Here is a 16,837-nt window from a genome sequence, read left to right on the forward strand (position 1 = left end):
TAATAGGATAACTACGAAAGAATTACTTGTCAAGGAATTCCGTGATCATCGGCAGCATCGGCAGCATCGCATCTTCCTACTCAAATGAAAAAGTAAAGGCAACGAGAAATCTGAAGGAAGTTGCGAGAAGTACTTCACAGGCATGATGCACTTGCTGGTACACTGAAAAGACTCCGGCAACCGCCACGGCTCGGACAGGAGGAACGAGTATGGCGAAGAATCATCTGACGTTGAGTGAGAAAATCAGAATAGAGGGGATGGTGTCCCAAGGAATCAGTTTTGCACGGATAGCCCAGGAACTAGGCAAGGACCGCCTCGGATTCCAATGTCCTGGACAGCGCGATCGCTTTGCATGCTGTTTATGGCATGCCCATGAAACAGGCGGTCACCTTCTCCCGGACAGGGCTCCAGGCCGGACTTCTGGACGGCAAGACGCATAGGGCACCCTTTGCGGAGTCCCTTATCACCACTGCGAACAATGCGATGAACAACAACCTCAGCGGACTGTCCTACGGACTGTATATGGTTACAAAGAATGAGAAGTTCAAGGACATGGCGGATGGGTACTCGTCTCTCGTCTCTCCTGTATGGGAGAAATATGGATTCGCCGGTGACAGCGTTCTTGGCAGCATCCAGCCGTTGGGATCGACTGCGCGCTATGTGGGCGTGAATCTCGCTATCCAAGCCCCTCTGACGCTTCTGGGCTATGCGTTCGGTCCTACGGGAGCGAAGGTGATGAGCTTGGTCGGGCGTGGTCTTGCCGCCGGAGTGAATTTCTCGCTCACGGGTCTTTCGGAAGCGGGGAATAATTTTTATGAGATGTCCAAAATCACCGTTCCTTACGGAAATACATTGGACTTGGACAGTCCTCTTGCAACGGGCATGTTCTGGACGAACGTGATCCTCAGCGGAGCGATTGAAACCGTGGGAAGCGAAATGCTCCCTGGTGTGAGAATGTTGCAAAGCTCCATCTCTCCCGCAGGATTAAGACAAGCGCTATTCACTGGATGGAAAGATTTCGCCACACAGTTCGGCGTGGGAACGGGACTTTCGATGTTCGGCGAAGGCTTTGAGGAATTTGAAGGGGCTCTCGTTTCCGGTGTGACGACGAACATCCTCAAGACCATAGCCAACGAAAAGGGCGGTCGTTTTGACCTTGAACCTATGCGGAAGATTGTCGACAGAGGCCTGACCGAAGCGTTAGAGGCCGGTAAGGACATGATCATCCCCTCGCTTGTCTCCGGGCTCTTTGGTGGTGGGGTCTACGGAGTCCGCACGCGCTTTGATGCGCGGCAGAATTTCACACAAACCAAAGAATCTGCCAGCGCACCGATGAACCTTATCCAGGATATTCGGGAGACTATCGGAGAAAAGACAGCGACTACGTCCACTCCTGATTCCGGGTCATCGGGAAAAAAGACAAAAATATCTCCTATCAGAGTCTATGAATCAGGGAATCGTCTGATTCCAATAAATGCCGAGGAGTCAGAGAAATACGCTCAAGCCCAGGCTTTGGGGGCGAAGTCGGCAGAAATCATCATACAAGACATCCCCCAGGCCGACGGGAATACCCAGGCGGAGCAGATCAACACGATGGCACTGCATTTCGGCTCACGCATCAGCGGGAACACCCTTGTCTTTGAGTCGCAGGAGGACTACGAGGCCGCCAAGGACACCATCTCCCGCATGGCACTTGAAAGCCGGGGCGACGAGTACGACATCGTGGCGGGCGAGTCCAAGGTGACGCTCTCCCTTGCCATGGACGACGGGCAGATGGAAAGCACGGAGCCGGACGCGTCCTACCTGCCGAAGGTGGACATCCCCTTCCCCTTGAGCACGATGAGCGCAGACCGGGCGATCCAGACACGCGAGCGGGAGATGATTGAGGAGGCGATCGGAGACCTTGTCACCCATACAGAGGGGCGCATATCCCGCTCCGACATGGACGCGAATGTCGACGCCGTCCTTGCCGTCGGGCAGGCCCTGAAGATGAACACCGACGATCTATTGAAGAATCACCTGACGTTCACGCTGGATACGGAGATTCCTGCTCCCCAAAAGGGCAAGGTCGCTCTCGGTTTCCTCGAAAGACCGTCGCTGGTGAATGGGAAACCCGTGTATACCGTCCACATATCCAAGAAGGCTGATGCCTCGACGCTTCCCCATGAAGTGCTTCATTTCATGCGTCCTCTGGTTCCCAAGGAACTTATGGCTCCCTTCGTGAAAGCGTATGGCGGGACGGAAGGGGAGATGTGGCTTGAGGACATTAAGGAAAGGGACGGGAAGTTCTATCTCGGAAAGAAGGAGTTCTCCACGTATGAGGAGGCGGCAGAGGCGGTTCGTCCGTTCGAGGAACGTTTCGCCGAGGACGGGACAGGATACCTTGGACGGGGGATCGCACCCATCGAGGAGATGAAGCCTTTCTTCGAGCGCTTCAAGGCGGCTCTCAAGGCTTTGGTGGAGAAGTTCAAGGACAGGCTCTCCGCGGATGTCGTGAAGGCGTTCGACAGACTGTTCAGCGAAGACGGCACGGCAGAGAACCGCGCGGGACGGGCTGTGGAGCTGTTCCAACAGGAATCCTCCCTGACACCACAAGAGGCCCAGCGTCAGTACACTGAGGTTGAAAACCGTTATCGCGGAACAGACCTGTGGATGAAGGCTCCGAATGGAAAGCCGACGAACCTCACGGAAAGACAATGGGTGACGGTACGAACGACGGCATTTAAAAACTGGTTTGGGGATTGGGAAGCAGCAGAGAATTTTAAGTGGCTGATGAATGCAGAGCCTGTATCAACGATAACTGGAGAGGAATTCAAAGAAAACCTCGTTGATAATGTTGCTGCTTTCTTTGGAAAGATCGGTAACAAGGTTGTCCGCGAAGGTGTCGGGGAAATCACGTTGACACGCCGTGATATTCAGGCTTCTGTCGCTCATGGAATCGGTAGAAAAAAAGCTTCTGCATTTGCTGCTGTTCCTGCTGTGATTCAAAATGGACGAGAGTTCAATCGGATAGAAAACTATAAGGGCAGGGGATATACCGCGATAACGATAGATGCTCCAATTGTCATTGGGGATGAGCAATATATATGTGAAGTCGTCATCAACCAACAGGAGAACTCACGCCATTTCTATCTGCATGAAGTGGAAATAAAAGAAAAGCTCCAGTTTGGTAACCAAGTACGAAGTTACATGGATGGGAACCATCCAAACCGTAATACCAAAACTGAAGCTTCTGAGACAATTATAGCAAAGGTATCGTCACAAAGCAAGTCCGATTCTTCTCATACAGAAGTGGCCATAAAAAAGAAGCTGAGTGATGAGCCACTTCAAGACACCTCATTTAAGGGTGATAGCTCAACACCTGCTTCTAGACTTATTGTAACGAAGTTGTTGTACCAAGGCACGTTTGATTCTTCTCAGGTCGTGGACGAGAACAGCGAGCCTCTGGTGGCCTATCATGCGACGGACAATGAATCCACACCATTGCAAAGTGGGAATTCCGCAGGAACCATTTATTTGGGGTTTGATGAAAAGTCTGCAAAACGAGTGGCACACGGGAAAAGGGACGTCATTCCGGTTTTTCTTTCTGTAAAGAATCCGGTGAATGAGATGTCATCCGGTATCGAACAGCATGACGCGGAATCGCCTCAAAAGGTCGCACAATGGAGGGATGCGGGGCATGATGGTGTCTATGTGCATGATGAATCAGGCACAGGCATAGCGGTGTTTGATCCCGGACAAATCAAGTCCGCCACCGATAACGTCGGGACATTCAATGCGACGAATCCAAGCATTCTTTTCCAGACCGAAGACTTCTCTCCCGAATACGCGGAATTCTCCGGCAAACCACAGGAGGCAATCGACCACCTGCTGGAAGTGAAGCAGGGCAGTGTCCCCGCGGCTATGTACAAGGAAGGTATCGGAGATATCGATTTCGTCTATGGGAAACCAGGGGAGACGGGATATGGTTTAGCTCATATCCAGGAGAAGCATCCGAATATATTGCCTCGATTGGTTGAATTGATTGAAACAGGAGTTGTATCTGCACCATCAAAAGACCGGCGGAACATACTGCTTCTCGAAGCAAGAGCTGCTATCAGGCTTGATTGGAATGGGGAGAAAAAGAACTGGTTGGTCACTGCCTATTATTATGATAATCATCTGTCCGGCAGCACCGGAATCGATGCCGCCCCTGGCATGACGTCAGGCTCTGGCCAAGTTCAGACAGACCGCTTGTCTACTACTATAAATGAGAGTGATGTACCTGTCAACGACAGCCCCTCCTACCAGCTCTCTGCCGAGGCGAAGGAAGACTTCCCGAACGCATTGTTCCAGACTGCTTCAGTACGTATGGACGTGCCTTTTAATGAAAATGAAGGCGGAGAGTCACGTGTCTATGCCCTTGCCGAGGAATCCCGTACGGAGTTCTCGGATACCGTACGCGCCATGGCAGCGGCCTTCCGTCTGCCTGATGATGCAGTCATGTTCCGTCGGGATTTGAAGGGCGTCGAGCGCGCCAGGGTGAAGGTCGCGCAAGATTATGGCGGGGACTGGGGACGTTTGCTGGACATCAACGGCGCGATGCTCGTCTTCGAGGAGTACGATGACGCGAAATCCTCTTTTGAACGGTTCATAGCGGAACACCCGGAAAAAGTGGCCCGCCAAAAGATCAAGGACGATGATTTCGGCTACCGGGACTTCACGGTGAACATCCGCATGTCCAACGGATTCATCGGTGAAGTCCAGCTCCTGGACAAAGTGATATTCCATGCGAAAGAAACCGGCGGACACGAGATATACGCCGAGGCGAGAAAACTGACTAAGTATTATGAGAACAGAGAAAAATATACTTCTATTTTTGGTTCTGAAATTATTGAGTCAATCAGAAAACTTTATGACGACCTTAAGGAATGGAGTAGAGAAGTCTATTCACCTCAGAGTATCCTGTCCCCGACAGCGTCATACGACAAGCCGGGATTGAGCGCCAAGGCCTCGGCGAGCTTGCGGGAAAGCAGGGAACTATCCAGCATGTTGCGCCCATACATACCACGCTCTCTTTCGGTCGGTGCCCTCTCGATGACGGACGTGCCGTCTTCGGAAGGTGCAAGCACAGCCTTGAGAAACACTCCGCTTTCATCGGTCCTCATGGGGATATCGCAGATATCAAAGTATTTGACTGCCATAGAGTCCTCCTCTTCTTTAAGTATACCTAATTCTCAGGAGTCAGACAAGATATCGGGTGACGGTGGGGCGGCTCTCTACCAGCTCTCCGACGAGGCGAAGGAAGAAATTCTCAATCAACGGGAAAATGATGTGCAGCATGCCCTGGGAGGGAATTACTACGTCCCGACCTCGGTAGTAGATGAATACGCCGCCCAGGGAAAGGAATGGGCCGTCAAGGAAATGAATCTCCGGAGCATGATCAACGCATCGCCTGAACTGCTCAAGAGAGCTCGCGAGTATCAGACTTCAGAGGATTTCATGGAGGCGATGAAAAATGACCCGAAGGTCTATGACAGGGATTTTGTTGACGAACATGTCACGCCTGAAGACTGGATGGATGCAGATGAATATTTCTTTGGGAAAGTCTACGCATACGCCCATCTGAAATCCCGCGATCAACGGGATCGTCTTTTTGTGAACAAGTATCTTTCTTCGGATAAGAAACTCCTTGAGCTGGTCACGTCCCTCAGGGTATATAGCGATGTCGATACCAAATATTTCCCTAAGAGAAGGAAGCCTGTCTATACATTCGTCCGCGCTCGATTCGGAGCGTTCCCCGGTGTTTCTCCCTATGTGCTGAGGTTGAAAGAGTCATCATCTCCCGAAGAATTCGCCAGGGCCCGCCAGGCCATCATGAACAATCCGCGGGCATATCGGAACGCCCTCTTGGTCGTTGAACAGGCCAATTACCGTGTAGCCACCCGGATTACTAACAGCGAAGATGGAAACAACGCCTATGCGACTGCCAATGACGTCGCCGCTTATCTGGAAGAAGTCGGAGAAGACGTTGAGAATGAACTGTTCGGTACTCACTATGCAGATGAGCCTCTTGTCGAATCGGTGGACATGAAACCTGCCGACGGTCCGGTGACTCAAACCCAGATTGATGCGATGGAAGCCGATTCCCGTATCATCCTCGACAGGTATATGGTTCAGGAGGCCAAAGACAAGGCTGGTTTGCAGAGACAGATCAAGACCGTCAGGAAGCGGGCGGAGGATGCGAAATCCAAGGCACGGGAGATTTCCAGGGAACTGACAGCACAGAAAAAGAAAAACCAGCGGATCGGAGAACTGAGGGCCGCGCTCAAGGAATCACGCGCGGAGGAAAAGAAGCAGACCGCTATTCTCACTGCTTTGCAGAGGAAGCTTGAAGCTCACAGGTTGAAAGAGGCCAGGGCTCATCTGTTTGGAGAAATCAAGAAGTCCACGACATGGAATGAGAATACCATGGATGCCGCCTACATCGACGACATGCAGATGCTTCAGGCTATGGTTGACCCAAAAAACAGATCCCGGAAGCAGATCAAGGACTGGCGTAAAGATGGTGATGTCGGGGCGGTTCCGGAACATCTTTCCCAGTATGTCGGCGCAAGTGCGGGGATGTTTCTAATATATTGACAAAACAAGGCAGGCATGGTACCTATTCCCCGCAAGTGCAAGGGTGCTTCCTAGAGTCCGATGAAGAAAAAAGGCTTGCCGAGCTATTCCCCGCAAGTGAGGGGGTGTTTCCATCGTCATCAATGGCTTGGGGGTCGCACTTGACTATTCCCCGCAGGTGCGGGGGTGTTTCTTACGATGCAATCAATGTGGATAAAACCGCTGACTATTCCCCGCAGGTGCGGGGGTGTTTCTATGTGGAAGAAGACACGCTTTGTTCACCATCAATGAATGTACCAATGGGTTTGCCATTCTTTTTTGGCTCAACTCGTTTTCTGTGGGATAGGGCTTAAGGAAAAGGACCTGGAGAAAGCGGCATTCGTACCAGTTACGGCAGAGACCCAGTATAATTCTGGGTGGCGGCTTCCCAAGTCCTATACAGAAAATGTACTTACGAAAAGTGATCTTGTCAACAGATTCCGTGACATCGACAGCATCAATGACATCCTTCACATAAGTCTAGATAACTCCAATGGAAATGCTGCCAATAATGACAACCAACAATAAGATAGAAAAGAAGAAAGAACATCGCCATAGTTTTGAGGAAGTAATTTCGTTGCATCCGAACCATAGGTTTCGATAACAGACGATGCTATCTGCGTTTACATATTCTATTTTCCCCGGAAGGAAGTGGAACCGTAGGGATACACCCTTGAGATTTTCACCCTCCAAACACACTTCCGCCTTCAGGGGTAATCGCAACTACTACCGGGAAGTCCCTGACTTCCAGCCGGAAGACCGCTTCAGGCCCCAAGTCTTCACAAGCGACTACCGTGCTGCTGATTACCCTTGACGCATAAAGAGCCCCGCATCCGCCGTATGCCTGTAAGTACAGACCACCATGGCGAACCAGCGCGTCATGCACCTCGCGGCTGCGCGGCCCCTTGCCGACCATCCCGGAAAGACCATGCTCCAACAACAAAGGAGTGAACGGATCCATCCTGGCGCTGGTGGTCGGGCCGCATGAACCGATTACTCTCCCTACTGGCGCAGGCGAAGGACCCATGTAATAGATGAACGAACCTTTCAGCGGAATAGGAAGCTGTCCTCCAGAACTCAGGATGCTCACAAAACGCTTGTGAGCCTGGTCACGTGCGACATACAACGTTCCGTCCAGCAGAATCCGCTCAAAAGGTTTCAGTCCCATGGCAACTTCCCTGCTCTCCAGCGGAAGCCGGAGATGACGTACAGCCTCATGCATACAGAATTTCCTCCACTTTCCATGAACCATCCGGACGATGAATGACATCGATGCGGAATTTCCGATCCGCCCAACAGTTCACCGAAACAGCAAGCGGCAGCCCTGCAATATGAGTCGGCCCCTTTTCTATCGCCACCGAGAGCGCAGTGCCGACACCTCCCAAGCCACCCGGTCCAATCCCCAGCCTGTTCACAGAAGCAAGCACCTGACTTTCCAGTTCGGCGTAGCGTGAATCAGGATGGGCTGTCCCATAGTCACGCAAAAGAGCCCTCTTGCTCATCCTGGCCGCATCGTCCATCGTGCCACCAAGCCCTATGCCAAGGAATACCGGTGGACACGGCTTGCCCCCGGCAGTGCGCATGATATCACTCACGGCGGAGACGACTTCTTTTGGACCGTCGGTCGGACGGAGCATTCGGACGCCGGAGCAGTTCTCACTGCCAAAACCCTTGAGCAGAACGGAAACACGCAGCCCCTCACCGTCCGAAAGTGCCCAATGGAAGACAGCGGGTAAATTATTTTGAGTATTCGTTCTTTCAAAAAGAGGGTCGGAAACAACAGAACGCCGGTAAGGAACAGACTCAATCGCTTTTTTCAAGCCATCGTTTATTGCATCTTCCCAGTCTCCAGACACGAGGAACATGGAACGTCCGACATCACAGAACACAAGGAACATCCCGGTATCCTGACACATAGGGAGACGCGATGAAAAGGCGATATCAATATTCTCCTTGATGGCACGCAACACATCACGCCCTGCGGAGGAAGCCAAGGGGTCATGGTTTTCCAATGCAGCTTCCTCGCGGACAAGAGCATCGTCCAACGCCCTGGCGACATCGGACGGAACTTCGATGGCAGCTTTCTTCGCCAATTCCGTGATACGCCGTGAAACAACATCCAGCAGGGATTTTTCGTTCATTACTTCCTCTCTCCTTCCACGTCATCTTCATCCGCATCATCCCTGTCCCGTCCACTTCTCCTCTGCCCTGATGCCCATAGACAGGAAATGATGCCGCAGGAGGTCGCCGCGCCTATGAACGCTCCCACAAAATTGGCCGCGGCATCAAACAAAGAAAAAGAGCGCCCGGAAAAAAATTGCAGGACTTCGATACCAAGCCCATAGAGCCCGTATGCCGCGGTGACAGCCAGGACAAGCCATCGTCTTCGTCTACCAACGGCAAAATTTCCCGAAGAAAATACCGCACAGTTGGAAAAAGCGGCAAGCAGAGCATACGCAACCATATGGGAAACTTTATCCGCATGGGGGAAAAGGGACAAGGGGATGGAGACTACCCGCGCTGGCAGGAGTGAAAGCACAGCAATGCCAAGCGCAATGACTACGCTTAAAAGCAAACCAACATGCCTGATAAGTCCCATCTCTCTTTTTTCCGGGGTTCTTTTTCTCGGTTTTCTTTTGTTCGAGACTCTCTTTTTCGGGACTCTTTCTTTCAAATCAGGCAAGGTCTCCCTGTCTGACATTCCTCTCCTCCATCGTACGCTGCAAGAGCATCAGGAATTTATTCTTGTCCGCAAACCCACGGGGTACGGCAAGCCGATGGTCGGGAGTCTCGCACACCAGACGCTGAACCATGACATCAGACTTGAGCCGTCTCAGGACAAAAATCACATCCTCCACATGCCGCATGGTCGATGCTACCGCAATCTCGCCCTGCTGGTATTCAGCATAAAGTCGGGTACCGCCAGGAATATGGAGATTATGTATCTTCACTGCTTCACATCCACTATCGTTGACCATGCTGACTGTTTTTTCATAATCATCCCATCTTTCTCCGGGGTATCCGAGTATCAGATGAGCGCAAACACCTATGCCACGGCTGTGCAGACGTTTGACGGCAGGAATAAATCCTGAGGAACCATGTCCACGGGACATCCGGCGGAGAGTAGCGTCGTTGGCTGACTGAAGCCCTATCTCCGCCCAGACCTTCCGAACCTGTGAAGAACAAGCTGCCAAACTGTCCGCCACCGTGTCTCCTACGCAGTCAGGTCGGGTGGATACGATGAACTCCACCCATGGCCCACGGGACAGGGCATGATTCCAGACTGCTTCCATCTCATCATGAGATCCCCATGTATTGGTCCACGCCTGGAGATACAGGCTGAACAGGCGGGCGTTATAACGTCGCTCAAGAAACTTCTTGCCGCGCTCTATCTGTTCGTCAACCGAAGAAAGGCGTGCTTCCATGCCTCCTGCATACCGGGGTCCGAAGCACAGCGCGGACGCAAAGGACGTGCCATGGGCAAAGACCTGTTCATTGTCCCGCTGATAGACTGAACTGGCGCCAGTGCCATCACAGAAAACACATCCACCGCTCCGGTCGGACGCCCTGTTAGGACAGGAAAATCCGCCGTCTACCCCGACACGGTAGACCGTTGCTCCATACAGGGAACGGAGCATGGGGCCGTAGTCTGTCCATGGCCGGACGACGGAAGCCATCAGCGGAATCCTACGGCAAGGGATACCCCGCCTCTCAGGTTGACTCCCACGCCGAATATCGCATCGCCCAAAGGACTGGTAAGACCGACTCCGACAAGAAAGCCCATGTCAAATACTGTCAGAGGAGCAGAATCAAATGCCTCATGTTCCGCTTGAGTCATGAAGAAAACTGTTTTTCCTGGATCCGAAGGAAGCTCTCCCCGGAGACCGAGACGCATGGCTCCAACAAGGTACATCGGCAGCACACCCGCTCCTATCTGATACCGCACGGTCGTCCCAAGACTCACTTTGTCGGTCACGAGATAACTACCGTATCCGGGAATCCCGTCAAACCCACCGTACTGGAAATAGGAATCAATGAGTGCCGAAGGCTTTCCGTGGCTTAAAGCTACTTCAGCGTCATATGAAAGGGAAAACTTTGCGCCCAAGGGGATGGCATGGACGAAACGCGCCCTGGCCATCCACAAGCTCCGCCCCCTGGAGGAAAGAGTCGGATCAAACATCCCTCCTGCCTCCAAGGCTCCATCCACCCGCATACCGGAGGTAGGAAGCAGGCTATAATCCATCGTACTCCATGCGCCTTGGAGATAGCCGACAAAAGAGGCTGTGTTTCTGCGCTCGGCCGAAAGTCCGGATCCCAAGGTAATCCCTGATGTCGCACGGAACGGTCCGAGCGTGGTGAGGGAAAGCTTCATCCCTGCGCTCAGAGACGCGCTGGATTTCCATATCATGGTAGCTCCCAAGGAAAAACTGCTCCTGCCATCAAAAGTAGTGAGTCTCTGTGGATTGAGTCGCGATGAATACAGTCCTATGTTCCCCAGCTCAACGGACAGCGCGGAATCAAGATCCAGTTGAACCCTTTGTGCGAAAACATACGTCTCGTATGCAATGCCTACCTGCACTTTCAGGATATCAGTACCGTGGAAACTGAGAAGGAGTCGGTAATCTTCCGGCAGCACATCATACAAGACCATATCTGCCATGATAGCGGGAAGAAGCGTCAGGACGGCAGACTGCCCTGGCATGAAAGACAGAACTCCAGAACCCTGCAAGCCAATCCCCAACCCGGACTTCTGCTCCTGCCCTTTCCGTGTCACTATATGCAAATCAACCTTGTTCGCAGTACCGCCATCCTTATCCTCACTGATGCTATTTTCCCGTAGCTCGAAGAATACTGACATGTAGGTTCCCTGCTTCTTTGTCATCTCCAAATCATGTCCAAGCTGTTCAAGGGTGGCGGCATCCAATGTCTTGCCTGCATATTTCCAATAGCGTGACAGTATTCCGTGATCATCCATCCTGACAGCATCTTCTCCTACGATGGCCTCCCAGTGCTGGACTCCGACGACGGCAGGGGCTGTCAGGTCATGGTATGTGCCGCGACGCCGGGAATCCTTGGGAACAAGGATACGTCCTTTTTCTTCCACGGAACGGGCAAATTCATCCAAGGCCGCCGTATAGGATGTCTCGATGGTTTTCTGGCTTTTGTCGAGAATTTCCTGATATTTGTTGAAGTCCAGGATGCCCACGTCTTCCAAATCAGGATAAATCAGCAGGTCGGCGAGTTTTTCCTGTGTCCTGACGTTGATTCGGGTGACAAGATCCATGCTTTGGATAAGCATGGCTGACAGTGAAGTCAGGTCTTCGGTTTTCATTCGTTGCGCTGCATTGACTTCGCATGCTATCACAAGATCCGCGCCATACTCATAGGCAAGGCCGACGGGCAGGTTGTCAACATATCCGCCATCCATGGTCAGACGGCCGTCATTGAGCAGGAACGGAGGAAAAACCAGAGGCAGGGAAATGCTGGAGCGCACAGCCGCCGACAGGGAACCGGAGTCAAAGACGATGCGTTCGGAGGTGGTCGCATCCATGGCAACAGCGACATAGGGAGTTTCCAGCTCAGTGAAATCATCAAGGAAGCTCACCTTGGACAAAAGCGAAGAAAGCAGCGTCATCAGTGCCTGATCCCCGACTAATCCCGTGGCATTTCCCAGCCCCTTTGCACCGAATGCCAAGGACAGCAGGTTGTTTTCTCCAAAGACAAAGGCACGGGGCGTGGACAGGATGTCACCATACGGACTCATGGTGAGCATGGCCATCAGGTCATGTGCCGCAAGGATGTCACGGATGTCTTGCGGTGAATACCCGGCACTGTACAGGCATCCTACCAATGCTCCCATGCTCGTACCCACAATCATGTCAATCGGGATGCCGCGTTCTTCTATGGCTTCCAAGACCGCTATATGTGCTATGCCACGGGCTCCGCCGCCAGAGAGTACCAATGCCACGACGGGCTCCTTGCTGGTACTGCTCGCACTGGCGCGAGCAACATCGGCTTGGGCAGCGCCAAGGGGGAACAGGGTGGCAGTCATGATGAAGATTATGAAGCCGATGCGGAGAACTTTCAGTATCACACATGTCAGTGGGCGCATATCATCCTCCCAGATGCGAACCAATGAAACGGGAATTTCCGTTGATGAAATCCTGCCAAGCCATTTCCTTCCGTCCGGATAACTGCAAACGGTCAATCCAGATGATACCGTTGCCACAGGCTATGGCTATTCCCTTTCCTTTGCGTCCTTCCATAACTGTACCGGGCAAAACACCGGAGGGAACGCCCGGAGAGACAACGGAATCAAACACACCTTTTTCAGCTTCCTGAAGTGAATCGGCCACTGATGTGATGCACAGCGGAGTTCCCTCATAGGTCGTCCATGCCTTGGGCCAGGGATGAAAGGCGCGGATGCAGCAATGGATGTCCCGGATGCTCCATGACCAGTCAAGGAGAGCTTCGTCCTTAGTGATGAGATGGGTATAGGTCGCTTCTCCGCTCTGGGGACGGGAAACAGTTTTTCCTGTCGACACATCACTCACAATGGAAACGGCAAGAGGCGCGGCGCGCAGAGCTACGATATCCGTGAGAGTCCCGGTAGTCTCCGTACCATCGAGCGGGAAGACATCCTGCGCAAGGATGTCGCCACTATCCATCTGCGCAGCAATCCGTTGTATGCTGATGGCCGCTTCCGCGTCGCCTGAAAGTATCGTGTACTGTATGGGAGAGCTGCCCCTGCCCATAGGGAGGCGGGATGGATGGATGTTGATAGCTCCCTGGGAAAAAAGGGAGAGGAAACGAGGGCCGAACAGCTTGCCATAGGCAAAGCAGACCAGCATGTCGGGATGGTATGAGGATACGATGTCGCGGGCTTCCGTCCTCAGGCTTTCAGGTTGGAGCACAGGAAGTCCAAGTGTGGCCGCGGCTTCCTTTACAGGAGACGGAACCAGAGTCCTGCTCCGCGCTCCCGGTCTGTCGGGATTGGTGAGGACGGCTACGACAGGAAATGACGCGGCAAGGGCTTCAAGTACAGGAACGGCTATTGCAGGAGTCCCTGCGAATAAGATGCGTGGTGAAGTATTCAGTGGCCACCCCTTTGCGTCCGCCTCAACGCGCCCGTTTCCGGGGCTTTTGCTTCTTTTCGTAAGCATCCAGCACCTTTTTCTTATCCTGTTCGTTCAGACGGTCAATGAACAGAGTACCATTCAAATGGTCATATTCATGCTGAAGGACGCGGGCGAACATGCCATCCGCCTTGACGGTGAAGAATTTCCCCGTGACATCCTGCGCCTGCATGGTAATACGCTGCGGACGCACCACATCATGCCATATTCCGGGGATACTCAGGCAACCTTCTTCATAAGGCGTCTGTTCCATCGATGTTTCAATGATTTCAGGGTTGATGAAGACACCCTTCTCTCCGCCTTCGATGTCAACGATGAAAAGGCGCTGTGATACTCCCACCTGGGGCGCAGCAAGACCGACTCCTCTTTCCTGGGCAAGGGAATCGAACATGTCATCGACAAGAAGCCTGAGTGCGGCATCAAAAACCTTCACAGGTTCAGCGCGCCTGCGGAGAACGTCTTCTCCTAAAGTTACTATTTCCAACATAGTGATTATGATACTTGCAAACAATGGCAGTGGTCAATGTTCCCCACTGTGAAACTGTCAGAGATGACGGAGCTGGCAAAGTTGATAGAGAAAACAGGAAAATGAAACATGCCCCTGGGGATGTTCAGTTTATGGCATCCCCATTTTTTTCATAATTTCCATGTTCCTATGTTGTACACGTTTAAAACGGTATTAATAATACTATATTTACACCTTTAAACGTCAAATAACCCGAAAGTATTATATGGTTTTCTCTGCTTTTCATGCAAAATCATACCTTTGGGTAATAGCCTTCTATTGTCAGCACGTCTATACTGGCGCCAATTGTCAACCCTGCATGGTTGATTACGTGTGACGTTTTTTCAAGAAAAAGGGGCAAACATGAGAGAGAGAGAGAGAGAGAGAGAGAGAGAGAGAGAGAGAGAGAGAGAGAGAGAGAGAGAGAGAGAGAGAGAGACTAAACTAAGCGTCATGGTCTTCCTGACCATCCTGATGCTTCTTATCACCTTCATTTCATGCGACAACAAGCTGAATGTTTCACATACCAATGCAGTGCGCTTCTCCACGGAGATAGGCCGCAAGGCCATGGCAAATTCCGAATGGCAAGCTGATGATGACGTTGGCATCTACATGGTGGATCATGACACTGGCACGGCAGCTACTGCCGCCCCGGAACGTGCAAACAAACTCTATACGGCTGACACAGCCTTCCAGACTTCCGGCTTCACTCCTGCTACCGTTGCCGATACCTTGAAGTGGGATGATATTAGTGCGAATCCTGCATCATTCTTTGACTTCATCGCCTATTATCCTTACGTGTCTTCCATCGCTGATACCACGGCTCTATCCATAAATGTCTATCCGGGTTCCGGGGAACAGGACACCGGAAAGGCTGACTTCCTGTGGGGACGCACCGACAATGTACAGAACAATACCTCGACGGTGCATCTGAAGCTTGACCATATGCTCTCCCGTCTGATTGTCAACATCTCTCCCAGCACGACCGTTGATGCTACGGCTATCAATGATGCCACCGGCGGCTTTACCGTCACGGTCAAGGGCTTGGGTTCTGAAACTACGATAAATCTGAATGACGGAACCTTGGATGCTGCCAGTGTCATTGAGTCTATTGTCATGAAGGACATTTCCGACACCCTTACTCAATCTGAAAGAAATGAGGGCAAGCGCAGGTTCGAGGCTGTGCTGATACCTGTGGACAACACTGATGCCCTGGCTAACGTGAGCCTGGAGTTTATCCTGGCCGGGGGTGCTGGCGCTGGTACATACACATGGGCAGCGACTTCCGTAGCGACCTCTGACCAGGGCAAGATTCACTTTGACAAAGGCAAGCAGCATGTCTACAACATGACGCTCAATACGTCTGATGATGAAGTCGCCCTCGCCGCTATTGAGATTGAGATACAGGACTGGGACACCGGGGACGGCATAAACGGGGCTGCTACGTTCAAACCATACCGAGCCGTCTCCGCCGGAGCTTTCCACACGATGATCCTGAAGACAGATGGCACGCTCTGGGCGACTGGACGGAATGATCATGGCCAACTGGGTGTCGGCGCTGCGACCACCTATACAACAAGCACGCCCGTGCCGGTCACGTCCATGGGTTCTGATGTCGCGGCTGTCTACGCCGGAGATGAGCACACGATGATTTTGAAGAAGGACGGCACGCTCTGGGCGACTGGACTGAACGGTTCTGGTCAACTGGGTATCGGCACTACGAGCGACACAAACGTACCCGTGCAGGTCAAGGATAATACTGATATTTCCGGGTTCATGACTGATGTCGCGACTGTTTCCGTCGGATGGAACCATACGATAATCCTGAAGAAGAACGGCACGCTCTGGGCGACTGGATCCAACTATAATGGCCAACTGGGTATCGGTAATTATGAAGACAAAAACACACCCGTGCAGGTCACGACTGATGTCAAGGCTGTCTCCGCTAAAACCCACTATACGATGATTCTGAAGAAGGACGGCACGCTCTGGGCGACTGGAGACAACTATGATGGCCAACTGGGTATCGGTAATAATATCAGCAAAAATACACCCATGCAGGTCAGCTCTGATGTCACGGCTGTCTTCACCGGAGGTTATCACATGTTGTTCCTGAAGACGGACGGCACGCTCTGGGCGACTGGACGGAATGGTTCTGGTCAACTGGGTATCGGTAATAATAACAGCATAAATACGCCCGATCAGGTCTGGGATTCTGCCGATGGTTCCCTGAAAATGACTGCTGTCGCGGCCGTCTCCGCCGGTTTTCACACGATGATTCTGAAGAAGGACGGCACGCTCTGGGCGACTGGACAGAATGATTATGGCCAACTGGGTGTTGGTGACAATGGCAACAAAAACAAGCCCGATCAGGTCATGACTGATGTCGCGGCTGTCTTCGCCGGAAGGCTCCATACGATGATCCTGAAGAAGGACGGTACGCTCTGGGCGACTGGATACAACTCATTTGGCCAACTGGGTATCGGCAATAATAGCTCGAAAAATGAACCCACACAGGTTGTCTTCTGATTAGAAAGCATGGGGAGGAGTATACACT

Annotated in this window: 10 protein-coding genes; 3 read left to right on the plus strand and 7 right to left on the minus strand. The window is 52.2% G+C overall.

Annotated features, from left to right (window positions below; genetic code table 11):
* Window positions 1–209: 209 nt before the first annotated feature.
* Window positions 210–440: a helix-turn-helix domain-containing protein gene (locus SPICO_RS10595; RefSeq protein ID WP_148229031.1), complete on the plus strand. Its 231-nt coding sequence runs from the start codon at window positions 210–212 to the stop codon at window positions 438–440.
* Window positions 367–6,621 carry an ADP-ribosyltransferase-containing protein gene (locus tag SPICO_RS10410; protein ID WP_041395172.1) on the plus strand — a complete coding sequence of 2,085 codons (6,255 nt, stop codon included), beginning with the start codon at window positions 367–369 and terminating at the stop codon, window positions 6,619–6,621. The genes SPICO_RS10595 and SPICO_RS10410 overlap by 74 nt, the downstream gene beginning before the upstream one ends.
* Window positions 6,622–7,321: 700 nt before the next feature.
* On the opposite strand, the gene SPICO_RS07360 is transcribed toward SPICO_RS10410, so the two are convergent.
* Genes SPICO_RS07360 through def form a run of 7 tightly spaced genes read right to left on the minus strand, consistent with a single transcriptional unit; the run spans window position 7,322 to window position 14,262 of the window.
* Entirely contained in the window at window positions 7,322–7,861 is a 540-nt protein-coding gene (locus tag SPICO_RS07360) for a FumA C-terminus/TtdB family hydratase beta subunit (RefSeq protein WP_013740041.1), read from the minus strand.
* Window positions 7,854–8,780, minus strand: a complete 927-nt coding sequence (locus SPICO_RS07365) for a fumarate hydratase (RefSeq protein WP_013740042.1) — start codon at window positions 8,778–8,780, stop codon at window positions 7,854–7,856. The genes SPICO_RS07360 and SPICO_RS07365 overlap by 8 nt, the downstream gene beginning before the upstream one ends.
* On the minus strand, window positions 8,780–9,340 hold the full coding sequence (locus SPICO_RS07370; RefSeq protein WP_013740043.1) for a VanZ family protein: 561 nt from the start codon (window positions 9,338–9,340) through the stop codon (window positions 8,780–8,782). The genes SPICO_RS07365 and SPICO_RS07370 overlap by 1 nt, the downstream gene beginning before the upstream one ends.
* The gene (mnmL, locus tag SPICO_RS07375) at window positions 9,315–10,316 is read right to left on the minus strand and encodes a tRNA modification radical SAM protein MnmL/YtqA (RefSeq protein ID WP_013740044.1); all 1,002 of its coding nucleotides are present in this window, start codon (window positions 10,314–10,316) and stop codon (window positions 9,315–9,317) included. Before mnmL ends, SPICO_RS07370 begins: the two co-directional genes overlap by 26 nt.
* Window positions 10,316–12,751, minus strand: coding sequence for a patatin-like phospholipase family protein (locus SPICO_RS09920; RefSeq protein ID WP_013740045.1), 2,436 nt, complete (start codon window positions 12,749–12,751; stop codon window positions 10,316–10,318). Before SPICO_RS09920 ends, mnmL begins: the two co-directional genes overlap by 1 nt.
* Before the next feature lies 1 nt (window position 12,752).
* The gene (gene fmt, locus SPICO_RS07385; protein WP_013740046.1) at window positions 12,753–13,802 is read right to left on the minus strand and encodes a methionyl-tRNA formyltransferase; all 1,050 of its coding nucleotides are present in this window, start codon (window positions 13,800–13,802) and stop codon (window positions 12,753–12,755) included.
* Entirely contained in the window at window positions 13,759–14,262 is a 504-nt protein-coding gene (def, locus tag SPICO_RS07390; protein WP_013740047.1) for a peptide deformylase, read from the minus strand. Before def ends, fmt begins: the two co-directional genes overlap by 44 nt.
* Before the next feature lie 471 nt (window positions 14,263–14,733).
* On the opposite strand from def, the gene SPICO_RS09925 reads away from it, so the two are divergent.
* Window positions 14,734–16,809, plus strand: coding sequence for an RCC1 domain-containing protein (locus SPICO_RS09925; protein WP_052295855.1), 2,076 nt, complete (start codon window positions 14,734–14,736; stop codon window positions 16,807–16,809).
* The last annotated feature ends 28 nt before the right edge of the window (window positions 16,810–16,837 follow it).

It is taken from the genome of Parasphaerochaeta coccoides DSM 17374 (genome assembly GCF_000208385.1).
Classification (GTDB): Bacteria; Spirochaetota; Spirochaetia; order Sphaerochaetales; family Sphaerochaetaceae; genus Parasphaerochaeta; species Parasphaerochaeta coccoides.

Bases quoted from the DNA above. Each gene is read 5' to 3' on its own strand.
- SPICO_RS07360 (WP_013740041.1), bottom strand. From the start codon at position 7,861: ATGCATGAGGCTGTACGTCATCTCCGGCTTCCGCTGGAGAGCAGGGAA.
- def (WP_013740047.1), bottom strand. From the start codon at position 14,262: ATGTTGGAAATAGTAACTTTAGGAGAAGACGTTCTCCGCAGGCGCGCT.
- SPICO_RS09920 (WP_013740045.1), bottom strand. From the start codon at position 12,751: ATGCGCCCACTGACATGTGTGATACTGAAAGTTCTCCGCATCGGCTTC.
- SPICO_RS10410 (WP_041395172.1), top strand. From the start codon at position 367: ATGCCCATGAAACAGGCGGTCACCTTCTCCCGGACAGGGCTCCAGGCC.
- mnmL (WP_013740044.1), bottom strand. From the start codon at position 10,316: ATGGCTTCCGTCGTCCGGCCATGGACAGACTACGGCCCCATGCTCCGT.
- SPICO_RS07370 (WP_013740043.1), bottom strand. From the start codon at position 9,340: ATGTCAGACAGGGAGACCTTGCCTGATTTGAAAGAAAGAGTCCCGAAA.
- SPICO_RS09925 (WP_052295855.1), top strand. From the start codon at position 14,734: ATGGTCTTCCTGACCATCCTGATGCTTCTTATCACCTTCATTTCATGC.
- fmt (WP_013740046.1), bottom strand. From the start codon at position 13,802: ATGCTTACGAAAAGAAGCAAAAGCCCCGGAAACGGGCGCGTTGAGGCG.
- SPICO_RS07365 (WP_013740042.1), bottom strand. From the start codon at position 8,780: ATGAACGAAAAATCCCTGCTGGATGTTGTTTCACGGCGTATCACGGAA.
- SPICO_RS10595 (WP_148229031.1), top strand. From the start codon at position 210: ATGGCGAAGAATCATCTGACGTTGAGTGAGAAAATCAGAATAGAGGGG.